Source organism: Flavobacterium sp. N1994, from assembly GCF_025947145.1.
Lineage (GTDB): Bacteria > Bacteroidota > Bacteroidia > Flavobacteriales > Flavobacteriaceae > Flavobacterium.
Window position 1 is genome coordinate 1,724,507 of record NZ_CP109999.1, and the last position, 21,585, is coordinate 1,746,091.

The 21,585-nt window shown below is 34.3% G+C and carries 20 protein-coding genes; 4 read left to right on the forward strand and 16 right to left on the reverse strand.

The features are described from left to right. Positions 1 to 33: 33 nt before the first annotated feature. From ftsA to mraZ, 12 genes are read right to left on the reverse strand one after another with little or no spacing between them, the layout of a single operon-like run. Positions 34 to 1,428, reverse strand: a complete 1,395-nt coding sequence (ftsA, locus tag OLM53_RS07650; protein WP_264519647.1) for a cell division protein FtsA — start codon at positions 1,426 to 1,428, stop codon at positions 34 to 36. 6 nt (positions 1,429 to 1,434) lie between these two features. Beyond that, the gene (locus OLM53_RS07655; RefSeq protein ID WP_264519648.1) at positions 1,435 to 2,157 is read right to left on the reverse strand and encodes a cell division protein FtsQ/DivIB; all 723 of its coding nucleotides are present in this window, start codon (positions 2,155 to 2,157) and stop codon (positions 1,435 to 1,437) included. After that, positions 2,154 to 3,494 (reverse strand): UDP-N-acetylmuramate--L-alanine ligase, encoded by a 1,341-nt coding sequence (gene murC / locus OLM53_RS07660; RefSeq protein WP_264519649.1) that lies wholly within the window; start codon positions 3,492 to 3,494, stop codon positions 2,154 to 2,156. Before murC ends, OLM53_RS07655 begins: the two co-directional genes overlap by 4 nt. Next, positions 3,491 to 4,588, reverse strand: coding sequence for an undecaprenyldiphospho-muramoylpentapeptide beta-N-acetylglucosaminyltransferase (gene murG, locus OLM53_RS07665; RefSeq protein WP_264519650.1), 1,098 nt, complete (start codon positions 4,586 to 4,588; stop codon positions 3,491 to 3,493). The genes murC and murG overlap by 4 nt, the downstream gene beginning before the upstream one ends. Before the next feature lie 2 nt (positions 4,589 to 4,590). Continuing rightward, positions 4,591 to 5,880, reverse strand: a complete 1,290-nt coding sequence (locus tag OLM53_RS07670) for an FtsW/RodA/SpoVE family cell cycle protein (protein WP_264519651.1) — start codon at positions 5,878 to 5,880, stop codon at positions 4,591 to 4,593. A gap of 9 nt (positions 5,881 to 5,889) precedes the next feature. Next, positions 5,890 to 7,224: a UDP-N-acetylmuramoyl-L-alanine--D-glutamate ligase gene (gene murD, locus OLM53_RS07675; RefSeq protein ID WP_264519652.1), complete on the reverse strand. Its 1,335-nt coding sequence runs from the start codon at positions 7,222 to 7,224 to the stop codon at positions 5,890 to 5,892. Continuing rightward, positions 7,224 to 8,450 carry a phospho-N-acetylmuramoyl-pentapeptide-transferase gene (mraY, locus tag OLM53_RS07680; protein ID WP_264519653.1) on the reverse strand — a complete coding sequence of 409 codons (1,227 nt, stop codon included), beginning with the start codon at positions 8,448 to 8,450 and terminating at the stop codon, positions 7,224 to 7,226. Before mraY ends, murD begins: the two co-directional genes overlap by 1 nt. Positions 8,451 to 8,454: 4 nt before the next feature. Beyond that, a complete protein-coding gene (locus tag OLM53_RS07685) occupies positions 8,455 to 9,918 on the reverse strand; it encodes a UDP-N-acetylmuramoyl-L-alanyl-D-glutamate--2,6-diaminopimelate ligase (RefSeq protein WP_264519654.1) in 1,464 nt (487 codons plus the stop codon). After that, entirely contained in the window at positions 9,915 to 11,933 is a 2,019-nt protein-coding gene (locus OLM53_RS07690; protein ID WP_264519655.1) for a penicillin-binding protein, read from the reverse strand. The genes OLM53_RS07685 and OLM53_RS07690 overlap by 4 nt, the downstream gene beginning before the upstream one ends. Next, on the reverse strand, positions 11,924 to 12,271 hold the full coding sequence (locus OLM53_RS07695; RefSeq protein WP_264519656.1) for an FtsL-like putative cell division protein: 348 nt from the start codon (positions 12,269 to 12,271) through the stop codon (positions 11,924 to 11,926). Before OLM53_RS07695 ends, OLM53_RS07690 begins: the two co-directional genes overlap by 10 nt. Before the next feature lie 4 nt (positions 12,272 to 12,275). Further along, positions 12,276 to 13,184 carry a 16S rRNA (cytosine(1402)-N(4))-methyltransferase RsmH gene (gene rsmH / locus OLM53_RS07700; protein ID WP_264519657.1) on the reverse strand — a complete coding sequence of 303 codons (909 nt, stop codon included), beginning with the start codon at positions 13,182 to 13,184 and terminating at the stop codon, positions 12,276 to 12,278. Further along, positions 13,159 to 13,632: a division/cell wall cluster transcriptional repressor MraZ gene (mraZ, locus tag OLM53_RS07705; protein ID WP_264519658.1), complete on the reverse strand. Its 474-nt coding sequence runs from the start codon at positions 13,630 to 13,632 to the stop codon at positions 13,159 to 13,161. Before mraZ ends, rsmH begins: the two co-directional genes overlap by 26 nt. Positions 13,633 to 13,992: 360 nt before the next feature. Between mraZ and OLM53_RS07710 the strand changes: the two genes are divergently transcribed. Together OLM53_RS07710 and yihA are read left to right on the forward strand one after the other, a co-directional pair. Then, on the forward strand, positions 13,993 to 14,757 hold the full coding sequence (locus OLM53_RS07710) for an alpha/beta fold hydrolase (protein WP_264519659.1): 765 nt from the start codon (positions 13,993 to 13,995) through the stop codon (positions 14,755 to 14,757). 46 nt (positions 14,758 to 14,803) lie between these two features. Further along, positions 14,804 to 15,424: a ribosome biogenesis GTP-binding protein YihA/YsxC gene (gene yihA, locus OLM53_RS07715; protein WP_264519660.1), complete on the forward strand. Its 621-nt coding sequence runs from the start codon at positions 14,804 to 14,806 to the stop codon at positions 15,422 to 15,424. 1 nt (position 15,425) lies between these two features. On the opposite strand, the gene gldC is transcribed toward yihA, so the two are convergent. Then, a complete protein-coding gene (gldC, locus tag OLM53_RS07720) occupies positions 15,426 to 15,761 on the reverse strand; it encodes a gliding motility protein GldC (protein ID WP_264519661.1) in 336 nt (111 codons plus the stop codon). Further along, complete coding sequence (gene gldB / locus OLM53_RS07725) at positions 15,754 to 16,716, reverse strand: gliding motility lipoprotein GldB (protein ID WP_264519662.1); 963 nt, start codon at positions 16,714 to 16,716, stop codon at positions 15,754 to 15,756. Before gldB ends, gldC begins: the two co-directional genes overlap by 8 nt. 95 nt (positions 16,717 to 16,811) lie before the next feature. On the opposite strand from gldB, the gene nadE reads away from it, so the two are divergent. Together nadE and OLM53_RS07735 are read left to right on the forward strand one after the other, a co-directional pair. Next, entirely contained in the window at positions 16,812 to 17,624 is an 813-nt protein-coding gene (gene nadE, locus OLM53_RS07730; RefSeq protein WP_264519663.1) for an NAD(+) synthase, read from the forward strand. A 76-nt stretch (positions 17,625 to 17,700) separates the two neighbouring features. After that, positions 17,701 to 18,330, forward strand: coding sequence for a response regulator transcription factor (locus OLM53_RS07735; RefSeq protein ID WP_264519664.1), 630 nt, complete (start codon positions 17,701 to 17,703; stop codon positions 18,328 to 18,330). A 29-nt stretch (positions 18,331 to 18,359) separates the two neighbouring features. Here the strand turns inward: OLM53_RS07735 and dnaG are convergent, their stop codons facing one another. Together dnaG and OLM53_RS07745 are read right to left on the reverse strand one after the other, a co-directional pair. Further along, positions 18,360 to 20,339, reverse strand: coding sequence for a DNA primase (dnaG, locus tag OLM53_RS07740; protein WP_264519665.1), 1,980 nt, complete (start codon positions 20,337 to 20,339; stop codon positions 18,360 to 18,362). 140 nt (positions 20,340 to 20,479) lie between these two features. After that, positions 20,480 to 21,562, reverse strand: coding sequence for a hypothetical protein (locus OLM53_RS07745; RefSeq protein WP_264519666.1), 1,083 nt, complete (start codon positions 21,560 to 21,562; stop codon positions 20,480 to 20,482). Positions 21,563 to 21,585 lie beyond the last annotated feature (23 nt).

Sequence of the window (21,585 nt, forward strand, 5' to 3'; positions counted from 1 at the left end):
TCTATCTTACTGTTTTATTCTTCCCGCTTCCAACTATTCCGCGTTATCTAAAAAATCTTTAATCTTTTCGACGTAACGGTCAAAAAAGGATCTTTTTATTTTATGTTCTGTAGTTTCCGTTTCAAGATTGATTTCTTCCTCAATAACATTAGAAACTTCTTCTATTTTTTCTTCTACAACTGGCGTTGGAGCTACTTGTTGAAAAACTACTTGTTTTGGAGCTTCCACAGCCACTTCTTTTAATTCAATTTTGTAGGCACTGTTTGAATTGTTTTCGATACTATTCATTACCAATCCTACTGCTGTTGCAAATAATGGACTTGAAATTTCTTCGCTTGAATTCCCAGCCAAATGTTCGTTTGGATAGCCAATTCTTGTGTCCATTCCAGTAATGTATTCTACTAATTGTTTGATGTGTTTCAATTGTGAACCACCACCTGTTAATACAATACCAGCAATTAGCTTTTTTCTTGGATCTTCATGCCCGTATGCTTTGATTTCGGTAAAAACTTGCTCAATAATTTCTACCACTCTCGCGTGGATAATTTTTGATAAATTCTTTAACGATATTTCTTTTGGATCTCTTCCTCTTAATCCTGGAATCGATACAATTTCATTGTCTTTATTTTCACCTGGCCACGCTGAACCAAATTTGGTTTTCAATAACTCGGCTTGTTTTTCAATAATTGAGCAGCCTTCTTTGATGTCATCGGTAATCACGTTTCCGCCAAATGGCACTACTGCTGTATGACGGATGATACCATCTTTGAAAATGGCTAAATCGGTCGTTCCTCCACCTATGTCTATTAAAGCAACACCGGCTTCTTTTTCTTCTTGGCTTAACACTGCATCTGCTGACGCTAAAGGTTCTAGAGTCAATCCTGATAATTCAATGCCTGAACTTTGAATACATCTTCCTACGTTTCTGATAGAGGATGCTTGACCAACTACTACGTGAAAGCTTGCTTCCAATCTTCCACCATACATTCCAATTGGTTCTTTAATTTCAGATTGCCCGTCGATTTTAAATTCTTGTGGCAATACATGGATAATTTCTTCCCCAGGCAGCATTGCTAATTTGTTTACCTGATCAATCAACAATTGAATATCACGTCCGCTGATTACTTCTTCAGGATTAGTTCTGATTACATAATCCGTATGTTGAATGCTACGGATGTGTTGTCCAGCAATACCGACCACCACATCGTTAATTTTATATCCTGAATTGGCTTCGGCTTCAAGAACTGCTTGTTGAATAGATTGAATCGTTTGGGTAATATTATTTACCACACCACGAGCCACGCCAAGACTTTTGGATTTTCCAACACCCAAAATCTCTAACTTGCCATACTCATTCTTCTTGCCAATCATGGCAACAATCTTGGTTGTCCCGATATCTAATCCTACTGCAATATTCTCTTTTTCCATAACCTTCTATTTAATGCAAACTACTTGTTTGGTAAACTTCAAATTAATTCTCTTGTATTTATTCAAAGTGCTATCTAAAACTGCCTTCTGAAAAAAGGCTTTATAGTTTTTAAATTTCTTCTCGATGTTAATAGTTCTTCCGAAATCGATTTGATAATCGTAATTTCTGTTCTCCATAACCAAGCTACCGTTAGGCAAAACCTGTACACCTATGATGTTTTTTTTCAAAAACTCATCTTGGGTAATCATCTTTAAAACTTCAGATAATTTTTCCTTTTTAACTACATTAATTTCCCCCGAAACTAGTGGAACTCTAGCTGTATAATTATCTGATAACGGCATCTTATTTCCTTCACAATCAATATAGAAAGAACCCGTTTCGTCAAACACTCTTCCAACTGGTGTTTTTTGTTTTACCACCGCTTTTAGAACCCCATCAACACTGACAAACACATCCGCTTTTTGGATCATTTCTTGTTTGTTGATAGAGGACTCCAATTTCTTCAAATCTAAATCAACTTTGTTTAATGTTTTTAGGTCTTGATTTTTTTCTATTAACAATTTATTAACCATTTCTGGCTTTAAAAAAAGTGTGTTTTCGCCAATAAAAATCACTTCTGTTTTCTTGATTTTTCTTCTCTCATTTCGATACGAAGTGAACGAAAACAAGAAGATTACCATGGCAATCATGAGCAATAATCTGATATTTATCCAAGTGAAATATTTCATAATAACGCTTGTTTAATTTTTGGAACTAATTCCCCTATATCTCCAGCACCAATGGTCACAATTATTTTAGCCTCACTTTTTAAAATTGACGGTATTAATTCGTCTTTTGAAATCAATTTTTTATGTTGATTTTCCATTTTAGAAAGCAACCAACTTGATGTAATTCCTTCCATAGGTAATTCTCTTGCCGGATAAATATCCAACATCAAAATCTCATCAAATTGAGATAAACTTTTGGCAAAATCATCGGCAAAATCTTTGGTTCTGCTAAACAAATGCGGTTGAAAAATAGCCAGCACTTTTTCGTTTGGATACAATTCACGAACCGCTTGATGTACGGCATTAATTTCTGTTGGATGATGCGCATAATCATCGATGTAAACTAACTTATCTGATTTGATCTGATACGAAAATCTACGTTGAATTCCTTTAAATGAAGCCAAGGCTCTAGCAATGGACTCGGTTGGGGTACCATAAGTTTTAGCCATTGCTAAAGCCATCAAGGCATTCATTAAATTGTGTCTTCCAGGCAAACCAAATTGTAGATTTTGGATTGTTTCAGATGGCGTTTGTACATCAAAAACATAAAACCCGTTATCAATTCGGATGTTGAAAGCCTTATAAGTTGCTTCCTCATTGATTCCTGTAGTTAAGCCTTCTAAAGGCAATCCTTTTGGAACAAACAAATTATTTTTATCTTCAACTTTATTGGCAAATTCTCGGAACGAATCTTCAATCGCCGCTTTATCGCCATAAATATCTAAATGATCCGCATCCATGGAAGTTACGCAGGCAATATTGGGATGTAAATGCAAGAAGGAACGATCGAATTCGTCAGCTTCAACAACAGTGACAGTCTTTCCGTTTCCAATTAAATTCGAATGATAATTTTCAACGATTCCTCCCAGAAAAGCGGTAACATCGGCGCCACTTTCGTAAAGAATATGACCAAGAATACTTGACGTTGTTGTTTTTCCGTGAGTCCCTGCTACAGCGAAACAAAATGTGTCTTTGGTAATAATACCCAATACTTCCGCTCGCTTTTTCACTACATAATCTCTTTCTAGAAAATAATTCCATTCCGAATGCGAAACTGGAACAGCAGGAGTAATTATGACTAAAGTATTTTCTACATAATAATCGGTTGGAATTAAACTGATATTGTCTTCAAAATGAATAGACATTCCGCCAGCAATCAATTCATCCGTCAACATGGTTGGTGTTTTGTCGTAACCTGAAACATTTTTACCAATGTTCTGGAAATAGCGAGCCAAAGCACTCATTCCGATGCCTCCGATACCAATGAAATAGACGTTATGTATTTGGTTTAAATTCACTTTTGTTTTATCAATTTTATAATTTCTTCTACGATATCTTTTGTAGCATTGGGCTTAGCCAATTTTTTAATGTTTTGACTTAATTCATTTTGCAGATTTTCATTTGAAATCAAATCTGAAAATGTAGTTTCAAAGGATGAATCCAATTCGCTTTCTCTTAATAGAATGGCTCCCTTTTTATCTACAATAGCTTTGGCGTTTTTAGTTTGATGGTCTTCGGCCACATTAGGTGACGGAATGAAAATAGTTGGTTTTCCCACCAAACAAAGTTCAGAAACCGAAGAGGCTCCAGCTCTCGAAATCACAAAATCGGCTGCCGCATAAATCAAATCCATTCTATCAATAAAAGCAACGACTTGTATATTTTCTTTCTCATTAAAATGCTTGTATTCTTCGTAATATAACTTGCCACACTGCCAAAAAACTTGAACATCGCTTTCTAATAGAAAATCGAGTTCTTTAGCTATTAATTGGTTCACTCTTCTGGCACCAAGGCTTCCTCCGAGAATTAATAACGTTTTTTTATTAGCATGCAATTTGAAATAGGATATACCCTCTATTCTTTTGTTCTCAACATCTAATAAATCTTGACGAACTGGATTTCCTGTGAAAACGATTTTATCTTTTGGAAAAAAGCGCTCTAAATTTTCATACGCCACACAAATCGAATTGGCCTTCTTGCTCAATAATTTGTTGGTAATTCCTGGATAGGAATTTTGCTCCTGAATTACTGTTGGAATATTAAAACTATTGGTCGCTTGCAATAAGGGTCCGCTGGCAAAACCACCTGTTCCAATTACTACATCGGGTTTGAATTTTCTAATTATTTTTCTGGAGTTCCATAAACTGCTCATCAACTTTAATGGAAACATCGCGTTTTGCAATGTCAATTTTCGTTGTAACCCTGCAATCCAAAGCCCATTGATTTCGTAACCAGCTTGTGGTACTTTTTGCATTTCCATTTTGTCTTTGGCTCCCACAAAAAGGAATTCTGCATCGGGGAAACGCGACTTTAATTCATTGGCAATAGCAATCGCTGGATAGATATGTCCACCCGTTCCTCCGCCACTTAATATGAATTTTAGTTTGCTCATTCTTATTTTTTATTTAAAACCGCATTCATCGGATTTGCTGAATCCACTATAGAGAAATCCTCTATTTCTGCTGCTTCGTCTTCTTGTAATTGTTTATCGATTAGCTTTTGTAACGCATCTTCCCGTTTTTGCTTTTCAGCTTGTTCTTCGGCAATTTCTTCTTCTTTTTTAGTTACACTCAATATGATGCCAAGCGCAATACAAGTCATCCAAATGGAACTTCCTCCGCTACTGATTAATGGTAAAGTTTGACCAGTTACTGGCAATAATTCAACAGCAACAGCCATATTTGTTATCGCCTGAAAAATGATGGGGAATCCGAGTCCAACGACGACAAGTTTTCCGAAAAGGGAATTGGCTTTATGTGCTGCTACTACAAATCGAAATAGCAATAATAAATACAATCCTAGCACACACAATCCTCCAATCATTCCGTATTCTTCTACAATAATGGCATAAATAAAATCGGAAGAAGATTGAGGAAGGAAATTTTTCTGCACACTTTTTCCTGGACCAAGTCCGTATATTCCACCAGAGGCAATGGCTATTTTTGCTTTTTCGATTTGGTAATCGTCTTCATCAGGTTTGTCGCTGGTAAAGTTGTCTATACGAGCAATCCAAGTATCTACACGATTGGGGAAAGCATTTGGAAAAGCTTTGGCAACTAAAATGAAAAAAGTCAATCCAAGTATTCCTGCTCCTAAAATAATTCCGATGTATTTTAAGGGATATTTCCCAATAAAAACTAACATAACTACCATAGCAAATATTAAAGCTGCGGTAGATAAATTGGCTGGAAGAATAAAAATTAATGTGATAAAAACGGGCGTCCACAATTCCCAAAGCGAGTTTTGAAAAGTTATAGGCGTTTCTCTTTTTTTCGATAGATATCGGGCAACAAAAACATACAATACGATGGAAGCTAATGTTGATGTTTGAAAAGTGATTCCAATAAACGGAATTTGTATCCACCGACTGGCATTGGCCCCTTCAATTATAGTGCCTTTCAACAAAGTATAAATCAGTAAAATCCAAACTACAGGCAATAAAATTTTGGAAATCGTTCTGAAATAATGATACGGTACTTTGTGCACTTTATAAAGAATGAAAAAACCAACTAGCACTTGGGCCGCATGCTTAAGCAAATACGTAAAAGCATTTCCTGAACCATGACGCATGTAAGCCAAATTACTACTGGCACTAAAAACAGGCATAAACGAAAACAAGGCCAACAAGGCAACGAATGCCCAGATGACTTTATCTCCTTTTAAACTGTTTATTAGTTCTTTCATTTTTAACTATTATAAATTCTGAACTGCCGCTTTAAATTGTCTTCCTCTGTCTTCATAATTTTGAAATAAATCAAAACTTGCGCATGCTGGAGATAACAGAACTGCATCTCCTTTTTCTGCAATATGTTTTGCTGTTATAACGGCATCACGCATATTATCAACTTCCACCATCATGTCAACAACGTTTCCAAAAGCATCAATAATTTTCTTGTTATCAACACCCAAACAAATGATAGCTTTAACTTTTTCGCGTACTAACGACATTAATTCGCTGTAATCATTTCCTTTATCGACACCTCCGACTATCCAAACCGTTGGAACCGTCATACTATCCAAAGCAAAGAAAGTAGCGTTAACATTGGTCGCTTTACTATCATTGATGTATTGCACATTTTGGATTTTTAGCACTTTTTCCAAACGATGTTCAACCCCTTGAAAATTGGATAAACTTTCGCGAATGGTCTCCTTTCTGATTTTCATCAGTTGGGCAACAGAAGTGGCCGCCATCGCGTTTTTCATGTTGTGTTTTCCTTCCAAAGAAACTTCTCCGGTTTTCATTTCAAATTCTTCGTTGTTGATGCTAATTTCCATAATGTCATTTTTTATAAAGGCTCCGTTTTCAAATGTTTTGGTTAGTGAAAAGGGAATTAATTGGGCTTTTGTTTTGTTATGTTGGAACCATTCTGAAATCGCTTCGTCATCGGCGTCATAGATGAGATAATCATCCTCAGTTTGATTCATTGTTATTCTAAATTTTGATGCTATATAGTTTTCATATTTATATTCGTATCGATCCAAATGATCTGGACTTATGTTTGTAATTATGGCAATGTCTGGTCTGTAATTTATGTTTCCGTCTAGTTGAAAACTGCTTAATTCCAAGACATAGCAATCATAATTTTCTTCGGCCACTTGCCAGGCGAAACTCTTTCCGATATTCCCTCCCAATCCAACATTTAATCCTCCTTCTTTTAGCAAATGATAGGTCAACATGGTTGTTGTTGTCTTTCCATTGCTTCCTGTAATTCCTATAGTTTTGGCCTTAGTAAAAGGAGCTGTAAACTCAATTTCAGAAATCACTGGAATTCCTTTCTCCAAAAGCTTTTTTACAATCGGAGCTTTTTCTGGAATTCCCGGACTTTTCATTACTACATCAGCGTTTAAAATCAGGTCTTCGGTATGGGTTTCGTCTTCCCATTTAATTTCATATTGTTTAAGAACTTCTCTGTAATTCTCTTTTATTTCTCCGTAATCAGATACAAAAACATCATATCCTTGTTTCTTTCCCAAAATGGCTGTTCCCACACCACTTTCTCCACCACCAAGTACTACTAATCGTTGCATTATCTCAATTTTAAGGTCACAATAGAAACAATAGCTAACAGAATTGCGACAATCCAGAAACGTGTTACAATTTTACTTTCATGATATCCTTTCTTCTGATAATGATGGTGTAACGGCGACATGAGGAAAATTCGTTTTCCTTCACCGAATCGCTTTTTGGTGTATTTGAAATAGGAAACTTGTAAAATCACGGATAGATTTTCGGCAAAAAAGATGGCACATAATACAGGCAACAACATTTCTTTTCGGACTGAAATCGCCAATACAGCAATAATTCCTCCAATGGTTAAACTTCCTGTATCTCCCATGAATACACTTGCGGGATAGGAATTGTACCAAAGAAATCCAACTAATGCTCCCACAAAAGCGGAGATGAATACTGTCATTTCTCCCGAATTTGGGATATACATAATATTCAAGTAGCTAGAAAAAATAACATTCCCCGAAACGAAAGTAAAAATCCCAAGGGCCAATACTGAAATAGCGGAAGTTCCTGCGGCTAATCCATCAATTCCATCAGTTAGATTGGCGCCATTGGAAACTGCAGTGATAATGAAAATTACGATTGGAATGAATACTAACCAAGCCCAATTTTCATAACCGTCACCAGTCCATGCAATGATTTTGGCATAATCTAGTTCGTTGTTTTTTGTAAACGGAATGGTAGTCACAGTCGATTTACTTTCAACAGGTGTTTGAGTAATTACATTTTGAGATTGATTAAACGAAATTGGCGTAGCCGATCTTTCTCTAACGGTAACTCCTGGGTGAAAATACAATACCGAACCAACGATTAGTCCCAATCCTACTTGACCAAATACTTTAAAAATTCCTTTTAAACCTTGTTTGTCTTTTTTGAAGATTTTGATATAATCGTCAATAAAACCAATGGTTCCCATCCAAAGTGTAGTCACTATCAAAAGGATGATGTAGATATTATTTAATTTGGTTAGCAACAAAACCGGAATCAAAGTAGCAATGATGATGATTAATCCACCCATTGTTGGGGTTCCTGCTTTTTGAGTTTGTCCTTCCAATCCAAGTTCTCTTACTGTTTCTCCAACTTGTTGGTTTCTTAGAAAAGTGATGATTTTTTTACCATAAATAGTAGAAATCATCAGCGAAAGAATCAACGCCAAAGCCGAACGAAAAGTAATGTATTGGAAAACCCCTGCTCCGGGAACATCCATTGTTTTGTCTAGGTATTCAAATAAATAATATAGCATAGGTTTATTTGTTTAGCTGTTCTAAAAGTTCTTTTACAATTTGCATATCATCAAAATCATGGCGAACACCATTAATTTCTTGATAGGTTTCATGTCCTTTTCCGGCAATGAGAATAATATCGTTGGAGCCTGCTAATTGACAGGCTGTTTTGATGGCTTGTTTTCTGTCGACAATCGACAATGTTTTTCTTTGATTTTGTGGCTCAACCCCTTTCTCCATCTCCGCAATAATATCTATTGGATCTTCGGTTCTTGGATTGTCAGAAGTTATGATTACTTTATTGCTCATGGTTGAGGCAATATTGGCCATGATAGGTCTTTTGGTTTTATCTCTGTCACCACCACAACCCACAACAGTTATCAATTGTTCGTTATTGGTTCGAATATCATTGATGGTTTTTAATACATTTTCTAAAGCATCTGGAGTATGCGCATAATCAACAATCGCCGTTATTTTACTATCTGAAACAATAAATTGAAAACGTCCTGAAACACTTTCTAATTCAGATAACAAACGAAGTGCTTCTAATTTGTCCAAACCTAATTCAACAGCCGTTCCATAAATGGCTAATAAATTGTAAGCATTAAAAGTTCCGATTAATCGAACCCAAACTTCGCTTTCATTAATTTTCAGCAACAATCCTGATAATTGATTTTCTAGAATTTGTGCTTTATAATTGGCATACGATTTCAAAGCATAAGTCAATTTTCTAGCTGCTGTATTTTGAATCATCACCAAACCATTTTTATCATCGATGTTGGTTAAAGCAAATGCTGATTTTGGCAAATGATCGAAAAATGATTTTTTTACATCGCGGTATTCTGCAAATGTTGGATGGTAATCTAAATGATCGTGAGATAAATTAGTGAAAACACCACCTTCAAAATGCAAGGCTTCGGTTCGTTTTTGATGAATGCCATGGGAACTTACTTCCATGAAACAATATTCCACACCCATTTCAATCATTTCTGCTAGATAATAATTGATAGTTAGTGAATCTGGAGTAGTGTGTGTAGCTTTATATTCTGTGGTATCTACCAAGATTTTTACGGTTGAAAGCAATCCTACTTTATATCCAGCTTTTTGAAACAATTGGTACAATAAAGATGCTATGGTAGTTTTGCCATTGGTGCCTGTTATTCCAACTAATTTTAAATTTTGTGAAGGATTTCCATAATAATTAGCAGCTAAAAATGCCAATGCTGAATTAGTATCTTTTACTTGAATATAGGTCACTCCAGCAACAATGTCATCTGGCAAAGTATCACAAACAATAGCAATTGCTCCTATGCTGATAGCTTTTTCAATAAAATCATGACCATTAGAAACGGTTCCTCGAATAGCCACAAAAACATCATTCTCCTGAACTTTTCGAGAATCAAATTCAATTTTATTGATAGTCATTTCAGTCGAACCTTTTACAGCTTCGATGGCGACTTTGTATAATATGTCTTTTAAAATAATCACGATAATTCTAGTATGATTGTTTTGTTTTTATCTAATGCTTCTCCGGCAGGGATGGATTGTTTTTTTACTTTACCAATTCCGATCACTTTAACTTTCAGTTTTAAATTTTCTAAAAGTGCCACGGCGTCCATACCGCTCATTCCTTTTAGATTTGGGATAACTTTTATTTCTGATGCTGCTTTACTATTATAATTCTCGTAAGCCAGCTCTTGTTTGTTTACTTTTCGATTGATGTTTTTAACCACATTAGTAGATGGAGAATCGGTGAAAATTTTCTGTGCAATTCTTTTGAAAACAGGACCAGCTACATCAGCGCCATAGTAATTATTGCCAGAAGTATTGGGTTTGTGCACTACAACAATGCAAGAATATTTAGGATTTTCAACTGGAAAAAAACCAACAAAAGAAGAAATATAATGTTTATCTGCACCACCATTTGTTCCATAACCTGCTTGGGCTGTTCCAGTTTTTCCTGCCATAGAAAAATCTTTAGAATACAATTTTGATGCGGTTCCTCTTTTGACCACATTTTGCATTACTGCCTTCAGTTTACCAATGGTTTCATCAGAACAAACCTTTGGATTGATGACTTGTTTGTTGTATTTTTTAATCGTTTGATTCCATTCTTTAATTTCGGAAACAAATTGCGGCTTCACCATTTCACCGTTATTGGCTATGGCATTATACAGCGTTAATGTTTGTAAAGGTGTTACAGCAACTCCATATCCATAAGCCATCCACGGTAGTGACAAAGCACTCCAGTGTTTATCTTTAGGTTGTGGAATATAAGGTTTCCCTTCTCCTTGAATCGGTAGCCCTAAAGGTTTATTTAAACCCATTTTATCAATTCTATCTACAAACTCTTGCGGATTGTTTCTATAGTTTTCGTAAACGGCTTGAACCATGACGGTATTAGAAGACACTTCAAAACCTCTTGCCAAAGAAATTCTTCCGTAACCCCCATCATGAGAATCGCGAACTTTTTTTCCTTTAAAAGCTGGATAAGAAATGATTCCGCCTTGAGTGTCATAAGTTTTGCTGGTATCAATTTTATGATCATCTAATAAAGCAATCATATCAACCAATTTGAATGTCGAACCAGGTTCGTGAGATTCTTTTATAGCATAATTTTCTGTTTCAAAATAAGTTGAATCGGTTTCTTTCAACTTTCCTAAATTAGAAATAGCTTTGATTTTTCCTGTCTTGGTTTCCATCACTACCACACAACCGTGATCTGCTTTGTAATCTTGTAACTGTTTCAACAAAGCATGATGCGCAATATCCTGAATGTAAACATCAATAGTCGATATCACATCATAACCATCTTGAGGATCTACTTCATTGACATCTTTAATTGGTTTCCACTGCCCTTTTGCGATTTTTTGTTTTAAAACTTTTCCGTCTTTTCCGTTAAGATACTTTCTAAAAGACCACTCAATTCCTTTTCCAATACGAATTCCGTTTTCATCAATTCGGTCATACCCAATAGTTCTTTCAGCTATTTTCCCGATGGGATGTTCTCTTACGGTTTCTTGCTCAGTAATTATCCCACCTTTATTAGCTCCCAAATTGAACAATGGAAAGCCTTTAATTTTCACGTATTCTGTGTAGCTTAAGTCACGGGCAATTAACAAATATCTGTTTTTATTTAACCTAGCTTTTTTCAATTCAAATTGATAAAAAGAACTTGGTTTCCCCATCATTTTTCCTAAAGAATCAGCCAAAGTATTTACATTCTTTTCGAAGTCAACTGACTTTGGAGCTACTGCATCAAATCGGATATTATAATTGGGAATAGAAGTAGCTAACAAACTTCCGTCAGCTGAATAAATATTGCCTTTATTAGCAGGAATCACAAAATTTCTAACCGTTCTTTCTTTTGCTAATTTTCTATAATAATTACCATCAACCCATTGAATTCTGGTCAACTTTATAGTAATAGCAATAGTCATCAGAAAAATACTGAAGGCTACTAAATAAATTCGGTAAGAGATATGTTTATCTTCTACTGCCATAACTTTTGAAAGAAACTTTTTTCTACTGGTTTTTTAACTTTTATCTTTTGTGGTGGAACCGATGATGGAAGAATTTTTCTTTCTTCCATTTTTTCTGAAACGGTCGATTCCATTTTTAATTTCATTAATTCCGAACGCTTATCTACAAATTCGGAGCGCAATTCCTTTACTTCATTTGTCAATTCTGTGATTCGGAAAACTTTTTGCTCAAATCGGTGCGTATTGGCAATCATCAAAATGGCAAGAAAAATCAGAAACACTATGAATCGCCAGTTTCTTGTAGCGTCTTCATTCACTAAAAATCGAGCTTTTAATATGCTGTAAACTCCTTTTTTCATGCTCTTATTTTTTCTCAGCTACTCTTAGTTTTGCACTTCTTGCTCTGTTGTTTTCTTTTATTTCAGCTTCACTTGGGACAATTAATTTTTCAATACTTTTAAATGGAACTGAAAAATTTCCAAAAAAATCACGTTCTGGTTCTCCTTCAAACATTCCGTTTTTGATGAATCTTTTTACCAATCGGTCTTCAAGTGAATGATATGAAATCACGCTTAATCTTCCTTCTGGCTTTAATATTTCCAGAGATTGCTCTAAAAATTCTTTTAAAACATCCATTTCCTGATTCACTTCTATTCTTATCGCTTGATAGATTTGCGCTAGAATTTTATTCTTGAATTGTTCTGGCAAATATTTTGACAGAACCATTTTTAATTCATCTGTTGTACTGATCGTTTTCTTTTCTCTAGCTTCGATAATTGTTCTAGCAATTGCTGGAGCCGCTTTTAATTCACCATAATCCAAAAACACTCTTTTTAAATTGGCTTCATCATATTCATTGACCACTTTGAAAGCGCTCAAATCATTTTTTTTGCTCATTCTCATATCGAGTTCTGCATCAAAACGAGTAGAAAAGCCTCTTTCTGGAACATCAAACTGGTGTGATGAAACTCCTAAATCTGCCAAAATTCCATCTACACTTTTTACTCCATGAAATCTCAAAAAACGTTTTATGTATCTAAAATTTTCTGGTATTAGCACAAATCTTTCGTCTGGCAAAGCATTGGCAAAAGCATCTTCATCTTGGTCAAAACCGAACAATTTCCCATTTGGCCCTAATCTTCTTAAAATTTCTTTGGAATGACCTCCTCCGCCAAAAGTTACATCCACATAAATTCCGTCAGGTTTGATATTTAGTCCGTCAACCGTTTCTTTTAATAAAACTGGATTATGATATTCCATTGTCATCATCATTTACATTTCCCATTACATCTTCGGCCAAATCTGCGAAATCAATATCATCTCCTGCTATCGACTTTTCATATAAATCTTTATCCCAAATCTCCACAATATTCACTGCTGAAGACAAGACAATATCCTTTGAAATTTTACTAAACGCCACTAAATCTTTTGGAATTAAAAGCCTTCCTAAATCGTCAACCTCAACCACTTTTACACCTGCTGTAAATCGACGAATAAAGTCATTGTTTTTCTTTACAAAACGGTTCAATTTGTTGATTTTTTGCATCATCAAATTCCATTCTGTCATGGGATATAATTCTAAACAGGGTTGAAATACGGAACGCTTCAAGACAAACCCATCTTGCAGAGAGCTAGACAATTGCTTCTTTAACGCCGAAGGAATCATCAATCTTCCTTTGGCATCAACCTTACATTCGTATGTTCCGATTATGGTGTTCAATTGGTTTTGTTTTCGTTACGAGCAAAAATATAAAAATATTTACCACAATTTACCACAAAATACCACTTTGTTAATAAGTTTTACCACTTTACATCTATTTTACATTAAAAACATAAGATGGAATTAATGCGTTAATAAAAACTGGCCAGTTGTATAATTGTTATTGGAAAGAAAAAACCTTAATTAAAAATTATATCTGTTAAACTTTGATTGAAAGGAAAGTCCTAAACTTTTTTTGTGAATTGTTGAAAATTAATTCGTTGGAGATTCCAGAACTTTAGAAGTAAATAATGCCAACATAAAACAGTTTTTATTGATAAAATCATATATTTGTTGCTGAGGCAAAAGTCAAAAAAACAGATGGAAGGAAAATTTAAAAAAGAAGGAAGATATTCTTATTTTGAAGCGGGCGAAGGAACGCCAATAGTTGTTTTACACGGATTAATGGGTGGCTTAAGCAACTTTAATGGCGTGGCCGATTATTTCTCATCTATTGGTTATAAAGTTGTTATTCCTGAGTTGCCTATATACACACAAAACATTCTAAAAACCAACGTAAAAGCTTTTGCTAAATATGTAAAAGACTTTATTAATTTTAAGGGATTTGATCGAGTAATTCTTCTTGGCAATTCGCTTGGAGGACATATTGCTTTGTATCATGCGAAAGTTTATCCTGAAAAAGTCGCAGGACTTGTACTGACTGGAAGTTCAGGTCTATACGAAAGCGCTATGGGGGATAGCTATCCAAAACGTGGTGATTATGAGTACATCAAGAAAAAAGCAGAAGCTGTTTTTTATGACCCTAAAGTGGCAACAAAAGAAATCGTTGATGAAGTATTTTCTGTGGTAAATGATAGAATGAAAGTGATAAAAACGCTAACGATTGCCAAAAGTGCTATTCGACATAACATGGCTAAAGATTTACCCAAAATGCATATGAAAACTTGTCTTATTTGGGGAAAAAACGATCAAGTTACTCCTCCTGAAGTTGCCGAAGAATTCAATAAATTAATGCCAAATTCAAAATTATATTGGATAGATAAATGTGGTCATGCAGCCATGATGGAACATCCTGACGAATTTAATCGTTTGTTGCATAAATGGTTAAAAAAAGCACATTTATAGTCCGAAAGTCCTTTTTTTGAAGGGCTTTTATTTTAAATAAAAATCAATGAAAATTACTTCCGCCGAATTTATTATTAGCAATTCTGATGTAAGCAAATGTCCTTTAGAGCGTTTGCCTGAATATGCTTTTATTGGTCGTTCCAATGTTGGCAAGTCATCTTTAATCAATATGTTGACCAATCATAAAAATTTGGCTAAAACCTCAGGAAAACCAGGGAAAACCCAGCTGATTAATCATTTTAAAATCAATGCCAATTGGTTTTTGGTAGATTTACCAGGTTATGGTTACGCTAGAGTTTCAAAGAAAACCAAAGAAGTTTTCCAACAATTCATTACTGATTATTTTGAAAAAAGAGAACAGTTGGTTTGCGCCTTTGTGTTAATTGATATTAGACTAGAAGCTCAAAAAATAGATTTAGAATTTATCAATTATCTTGGTGAAATTGAAGTTCCGTTTTGCATTATTTTTACGAAAGCCGATAAAATAAGTAGAACTAAAATTGACTCTCACATTGCATCTTATCGAAAAGCACTTTTAGCTAATAACTGGGAAGAAATGCCGCAATACTTTGTAACCTCGGCCACCGAAACTACTGGAAGAGATGTCGTTTTAAATTTTATTGACGGGGTGAATGAAGAAGTTTTTAAAGATTTAAGTCAGTTTTAAACTATTGTTTCAATTCCATTTTTTCGGCAAAATAATCGCAGAAATCTTTCATCGTATCTGTCATTTTTTCATCTTGAGTTGCACGTTGAAATGTATCAGCCATGGCCACTAACGTTTGATGAAAAAACTGTTTCATTTCATCTACAGGCATATCTTTCGTCCATAAATCAATGCGCAAAGTTTCTTTTACGTTGCTATCCCAGATTGAAAGCATCATAGCTTTTGCTTCTTCCTTTTGCACGCCACCATCTTGTGCTGACCAAGTTAACTTTTCAGGAACTCGGTTATGATCTAATTCTACATTGATTGTAATTTCGGAAGTGATGGTATTACTCATTCTTTTTGGGTTTGTATTTTGATTTTTCAAATATTTCTTTAGCATTCATCTTTAACATATCTTGTAAAGAGACTTCGTTGTTTTGCATGAAGGAACGAACAATCTGCCATCCTATCCATTGTCCAACTCTTCCTGGTGACTCGTTATCAATCTCCAAATAAAATTTTGAGAAAGGGGCTAAATTGGTAAAACGACTCGGCAATTTAGAATCGGTGCTATACAATAATTCTTTTTCAATAAAATAGCGCCAAATATAGCTTTCGTTATCTTGACACCAAGTAATTTGTTCTGGTAAATACCCTATTTTTTCAGCATCATTATAGTCAGGCAATAAGGCATCTTTGAGATACAATTGTTTTCCGTAATAAATCATTTCAGCCAAAAGCGTTTTTTCATATGCTGGTGGAATTTTCCCTAATGAAAAACTGGTAACAATATCTGGCATCATTTGTCTTTCCTCAAAATTTTGCTCTAAATACTTAGGAAACTCATAGAATTTATGATTAGCACCAAGGTATAGCTCTAAAGAAATAACAAGTTTATCATTGGCATAAATGGCTTTATTATTATAATCCATCTCAGCAATAACAGTATAAACCTTTGGCATCACTGCATTGGGAAAATAATACTTTATATGTTTAAACAAATCTTCAATTTCAGAAGTTTGTTTACCAAAATTAGAATACTTTTTTTCTACTTCTTGATACAATTCTCTCCACTGTGGATTTTGCATTTTATCTATCCAAACTTTATCTGGTGTTGCTACTGGAAAGAAAAAAGGATATTCTGCTTTAAGGTTAGGTAGTTCGTTTGGTGGCGTTTCAAAAAAAGCTTTATCAAATCGATAAACTTTGAGTTCTAGTGGGATTTGCTCAACGGCCTTTTCAACTTTTGATTTTTTATCACAAGAAGTAAAAGCAACAATTATCAAAAAGGCAAAAATGTATTTTTTCATTTTAAAGAATTTATAGAGACTAAACCAACCCAAAAACCTTATGATTTTTTACTTTTGCAAATATACATTGCAGTTTCTAAAAATTTTCATAACAAATGGCAAAAAAAAGTAAAATCAAGGTAGGGGAAGTAAACACTTACATTGTTACATGGTTGAAGGAGTATGCAACTAACGCAAAAGTGAATGGTTTTGTGGTTGGAATTTCGGGCGGTGTTGATTCGGCAGTAACCTCAACATTGTGCGCTCAAACAGGTTTAACCACCTTATGTGTGGAGATGCCAATTTATCAAGACAGTACTCAAGTGAGTCGCGGAAGAGAACATATTGAACAACTGAGAAAACGCTTTCCAAATGTGTTACATACTGAAGCCAATTTAACTTCTGTATTTGAAGCATTTAAAAATGTTGTTCCAGGAAGCAATGATGACACCAAGTTGGATTTATCATTAGCCAATACAAGAGCTAGATTGCGAATGACAACATTGTATTATTTTGCTGGAATTCATGGTTTACTAGTTGCAGGAACAGGAAACAAAGTAGAGGATTTTGGAGTTGGTTTTTATACCAAATATGGCGATGGAGGAGTTGATTTGAGTCCGATTGCCGATTTAATGAAAAGTGATGTATATGCTTTAGGAACCTATTTAGAAATCCCTAAATCTATACAAAATGCAGCTCCAACAGATGGTTTGTTTGGAGATTCAAGAACAGATGAAGAACAAATAGGGGCCAGTTATGATGAATTAGAATGGGCGATGACTGAAAAGGAAAACAATAAAAAAGCTGAAAATTTCACAGGAAGAGAAAAAGAAGTATTTGAAATTTACAGCAAATTGAATAGAATTAATCAACATAAAATGAATCCAATTCCAGTATGTTTAATCCCTTTAGAATACAAAAAACAGTAAAAATTTTAACATTTTTTCACAATAATTAATTAACTTTACAGAGAATTTCTATTAATTTTTATCAAATACCACAATTATGATAAATGTATGTATTGCTGATAACTTTCCAGTTGTACACTTTGGAATGAAGGCATATTTCAAGGATCATCCTGAAATAAATGTTGTTTCAAACGTAGGAAATTTTTTTATGGTGCCCGATGCATTAAGAAACAAAGAAATTGACGTCTTAGTCATCGATTTAGAGCTTGAAGGATTAAAGAGTATTTATGAAGTCAAGTCAATCATTAAAAATTTTCCAAAAACTAAAGTTATCGTATTTAGTAGCTTGTCTGAGCACATCTATGCACCAAATGCTATAAAAGCAGGTTGTGCTGGTTATGTTCATAAGACATCAAAACTTGAGAATTTAGGTATTGCTATTGTCAAAGTAAACCAAGGGCAAATCATCCTAAATGACGAAATCAAGAAAAACTTAGCCTTAATTGCTAAGCAAAACAAGTCAGAACGTTTGTATCGAAAACTATCCAATCGAGAAATCGAAGTGTTACGTTTTTTAAGTGACGGCAAAAAAAACAACGAAATTGCTAAGATTTTAGCGCTTAACGAAAAAACTATTAGTACTTATAAGCTACGTCTTCTGACCAAGCTCAACGTAACGAACTTGGTTGACCTTGTTAATAAAGCAAAGACTTTAGAAATCGTTTAGAAAATGAACCTCGCACCTGCGGGGTTTTTTTATAGATAAGTAGAACGTATTCTCCCTATTTTGTTCGTCAAATTTACCTTAAGCTTATTATAATCATTGATGGTTGACATGATTTCATCCAAATCGCTTTCTGCTTCCTTGTTATAGCTGCTCATCAAATCCATTATCAGCTTGTTGATTAAATATTCTCTAAGCGAGACAATAGTTTCTGAAACATATTGACTTACATTTTGGTTTTTGGTCTTAACATAAATATGTTTGGTTTCCCAATTGTGAAGCAATTCTTTTTCTTCAGACATTAATATATCCGTTACAATTTGAGAATGCTCAACTGATAATTGCATTAAATAATGCTCAATATTGAAGTCTTCATTTTGATTATAATAGGCAATTAAATCATTATAGATTTCTTTAAACAATGGGTTTGCTAACTCAACTTCATCTTCTTGTAAACTCAAAAAGATACGTTGATGGACTTTAGAAATATTAGTTTCTTTCTCCTCAATCATCTCACCTTCTTCATTTGCTTTCAAAATAAAGTCGTCAAATTCAGCTTCTTGAGAACCATACAACAACAACATTTCAATAATTTTTCTCTCTAATTCGTAGACAATATTGATTTTGTCTTGTGCTATTTGCGTTTCGCTTTTGACAATTTCAAACGGTTTTTGTTCTTGTTTGAGTTTTTTTCCAGCATCAGAAATATCTTTTTGAACCAATTGAGCTAGTGTGTTTAGTAACACCTGCTCCGAAATATCCATAATTCGAGCACATTCCTGAATATAAATTTCACGTTTAATTCGGTCTGGAATTTTAGAAATACTCACTACCATATCTCGAATCAAATCGGCTTTTTTGATAGGATCATTATTAGCTTCATTCATCAAAAGCGAGGCTTTAAACTGAATAAAATCTTTAGCATTATTTTCTAAATACAAGACTAAATCTTCATACGAATTCTTTCTAGCAAAACTATCTGGGTCATCACCATCAGGAAAAGTACAAACTCTTACATTCATACCTTCTTCCAAAATCAAATCAATTCCACGGATAGAAGCACGTAATCCTGCTGCATCTCCATCAAAAAGCACAGTAATATTTTTGGTCAATCGATTGATTAATCGAATTTGGTCAGGTGTTAAAGCCGTCCCAGAAGAAGCTACAACATTTTCGATTCCAGCTTGATGCATTTGAATAACATCGGTATACCCTTCAACTAAATAGCAATTGTTTTGTTTTGCTATAGCCTGTTTAGCATGGAAAATTCCATACAATACCTTACTCTTATGGTAAATGTCACTTTCGGGTGAATTGAGATATTTGGCCGCTTTTTTATCATTAGTCAAAATTCTACCGCCGAAACCTAAGTTCCTTCCAGACAAACTTTGAATCGGAAACATTACTCTTCCTTTAAAACGATCAAAATGCTTGCCGTCTTCTCTAAGGATGGTCAGACCTACTTTTTCAAGGTAATCTAATTGATAGCCTTTAGACAAAGCTTCTTTAGTAAAAGCATCCCAAGTTTCGGGGGAATAACCTAAACCAAATTTAGCAATCGTTTCATTGGTAAATCCTCTTTCTTTGAAATACGACAATCCTATTGCTTTACCTTCTTCGGAATTTAAAAGCGTATCTTGAAAATAGGTTTTAGCAAACTCAGATACCAAATACAAGCTTTCCTTTTCGTTAGCTTCAATTTTGTCTTCTTGTGAGACTTCGGTTTCTTCAATTTCTATGTTGTACTTATTGGCCAAAAAACGAATCGCTTCAGGGTAAGTAAAATGCTCATGTTCCATCAAAAAAGTCACGACGCTTCCTCCTTTACCAGAACTAAAATCTTTCCAAATTTGTTTTACAGGAGATACCATAAACGATGGAGAGCGTTCATCCGAAAAAGGACTCAATCCTTTGTAATTGCTTCCTGCACGCTTAAGTTGAACAAAGTCGCCAATGACTTCTTCCACACGTGCGGTTTCAAAAACTTTATCTATGGTTTCGCGAGTAATCAAGTTTAGATTTTTAGATTTTTAGATTTTTAGAAAATCAAAAAAATGAATGAGTGTAAAAATACATAATTTAAAATGTAAAATAAAAAAAGATGCTCCCTTGCAGAAACATCTTTTTCAAAGTATAAATAACCTAAACAAATTTAATTAAAATCAAACCGAATTCCCAAAGAGACATTGTTTTGCTTAATAAGATTATCTTTAAAGAGCGGGTTCAAATCATATTTCAAATAAAGACTTGTCGCTCCGTAACCAATATAAGTACTCACTCCGTAGATAAAATCGTTTACATTGAAACTTCCTAATGCTTTTTCATATATATCTTGTCCATCTCTTTCGTATTCTATTTTTTGTTTACTTTTTACTCTAACACCTATATAACCTCCTATTCCAAAACGAACACTTTCATGAGTTCTGAATACTTTAATGCCGTCTTTCGTTTTTGCTTTTGTAAAATCAAATTCTAAATGAACAGGTGTAGTGATGTATACATTTCGCAAACGAGATTCATTTAAAGCATAAGGATATACTTCTAGATTGGTTTGATCTCCATTAACGACAAAAACTCTATTGTCAGTTGGGCGAAGGTTGTTATACATAACAGAAAACCCGTATTTCAAATGCAGTAAATTATCGTTTTTGAAAAGGCGTGTATTAGCGGTAACTCCCCATTCATAGAAATGCGAACCCCAATATCTAAAGTCAGAATTAGCAACACTCCCATTAGTAACTAGATTATTTACCCCCGCAGCAAAAACGAATTGTGTTGTTGTTCTTTTTTCACTTCTAATTTTTTTCTTGCGAATATAATTTCTCTTTATTCCTTTGACATCAATATATGTACTATCAATTGTTGAGATGGTTATTTTATAATTTTTACCTTTTACTTTTATGCTGTCAGAACTTTCAATCTTCCCATCTATCTTTTGCTGTACTAAGTCTTTTAATTCATCTTGTAAAGGCGCTACACGAGTTTCAATCTTGGTTGCTCGAGCTTGCGCTAATTTCATTTTCTTATCATCAGCTTGTTCTTTAGTGATCGTTCCTGCTTCTAGTTCCTTATTTACGGCTTCGATTTCCGTTTTTAAAGACGCTTTTTCTTCTTTGGTTATGTTTTCAATTTTGTCCGCTATAACTCTTGCTTTGCTTTCAAATGTTTCTTGTGCCGATAATTTACTTACCAAAAGGCAAGCGGCTAATGCTAAATAAATAGTAAAGTTTTTCATGGTAATTGATTTAAATTTGATTA

Coding starts and splice junctions, on each gene's coding strand:
- OLM53_RS07735 (WP_264519664.1), top strand. CDS start 17,701: ATGATAAATGTATGTATTGCTGATAACTTTCCAGTTGTACACTTTGGA.
- murG (WP_264519650.1), bottom strand. CDS start 4,588: ATGAGCAAACTAAAATTCATATTAAGTGGCGGAGGAACGGGTGGACAT.
- gldB (WP_264519662.1), bottom strand. CDS start 16,716: ATGAAAAAATACATTTTTGCCTTTTTGATAATTGTTGCTTTTACTTCT.
- OLM53_RS07695 (WP_264519656.1), bottom strand. CDS start 12,271: ATGAAAAAAGGAGTTTACAGCATATTAAAAGCTCGATTTTTAGTGAAT.
- OLM53_RS07690 (WP_264519655.1), bottom strand. CDS start 11,933: ATGGCAGTAGAAGATAAACATATCTCTTACCGAATTTATTTAGTAGCC.
- ftsA (WP_264519647.1), bottom strand. CDS start 1,428: ATGGAAAAAGAGAATATTGCAGTAGGATTAGATATCGGGACAACCAAG.
- OLM53_RS07710 (WP_264519659.1), top strand. CDS start 13,993: ATGGAAGGAAAATTTAAAAAAGAAGGAAGATATTCTTATTTTGAAGCG.
- nadE (WP_264519663.1), top strand. CDS start 16,812: ATGGCAAAAAAAAGTAAAATCAAGGTAGGGGAAGTAAACACTTACATT.
- yihA (WP_264519660.1), top strand. CDS start 14,804: ATGAAAATTACTTCCGCCGAATTTATTATTAGCAATTCTGATGTAAGC.
- gldC (WP_264519661.1), bottom strand. CDS start 15,761: ATGAGTAATACCATCACTTCCGAAATTACAATCAATGTAGAATTAGAT.
- OLM53_RS07655 (WP_264519648.1), bottom strand. CDS start 2,157: ATGAAATATTTCACTTGGATAAATATCAGATTATTGCTCATGATTGCC.
- OLM53_RS07745 (WP_264519666.1), bottom strand. CDS start 21,562: ATGAAAAACTTTACTATTTATTTAGCATTAGCCGCTTGCCTTTTGGTA.
- rsmH (WP_264519657.1), bottom strand. CDS start 13,184: ATGATGATGACAATGGAATATCATAATCCAGTTTTATTAAAAGAAACG.
- murD (WP_264519652.1), bottom strand. CDS start 7,224: ATGCAACGATTAGTAGTACTTGGTGGTGGAGAAAGTGGTGTGGGAACA.
- mraY (WP_264519653.1), bottom strand. CDS start 8,450: ATGCTATATTATTTATTTGAATACCTAGACAAAACAATGGATGTTCCC.
- OLM53_RS07670 (WP_264519651.1), bottom strand. CDS start 5,880: ATGAAAGAACTAATAAACAGTTTAAAAGGAGATAAAGTCATCTGGGCA.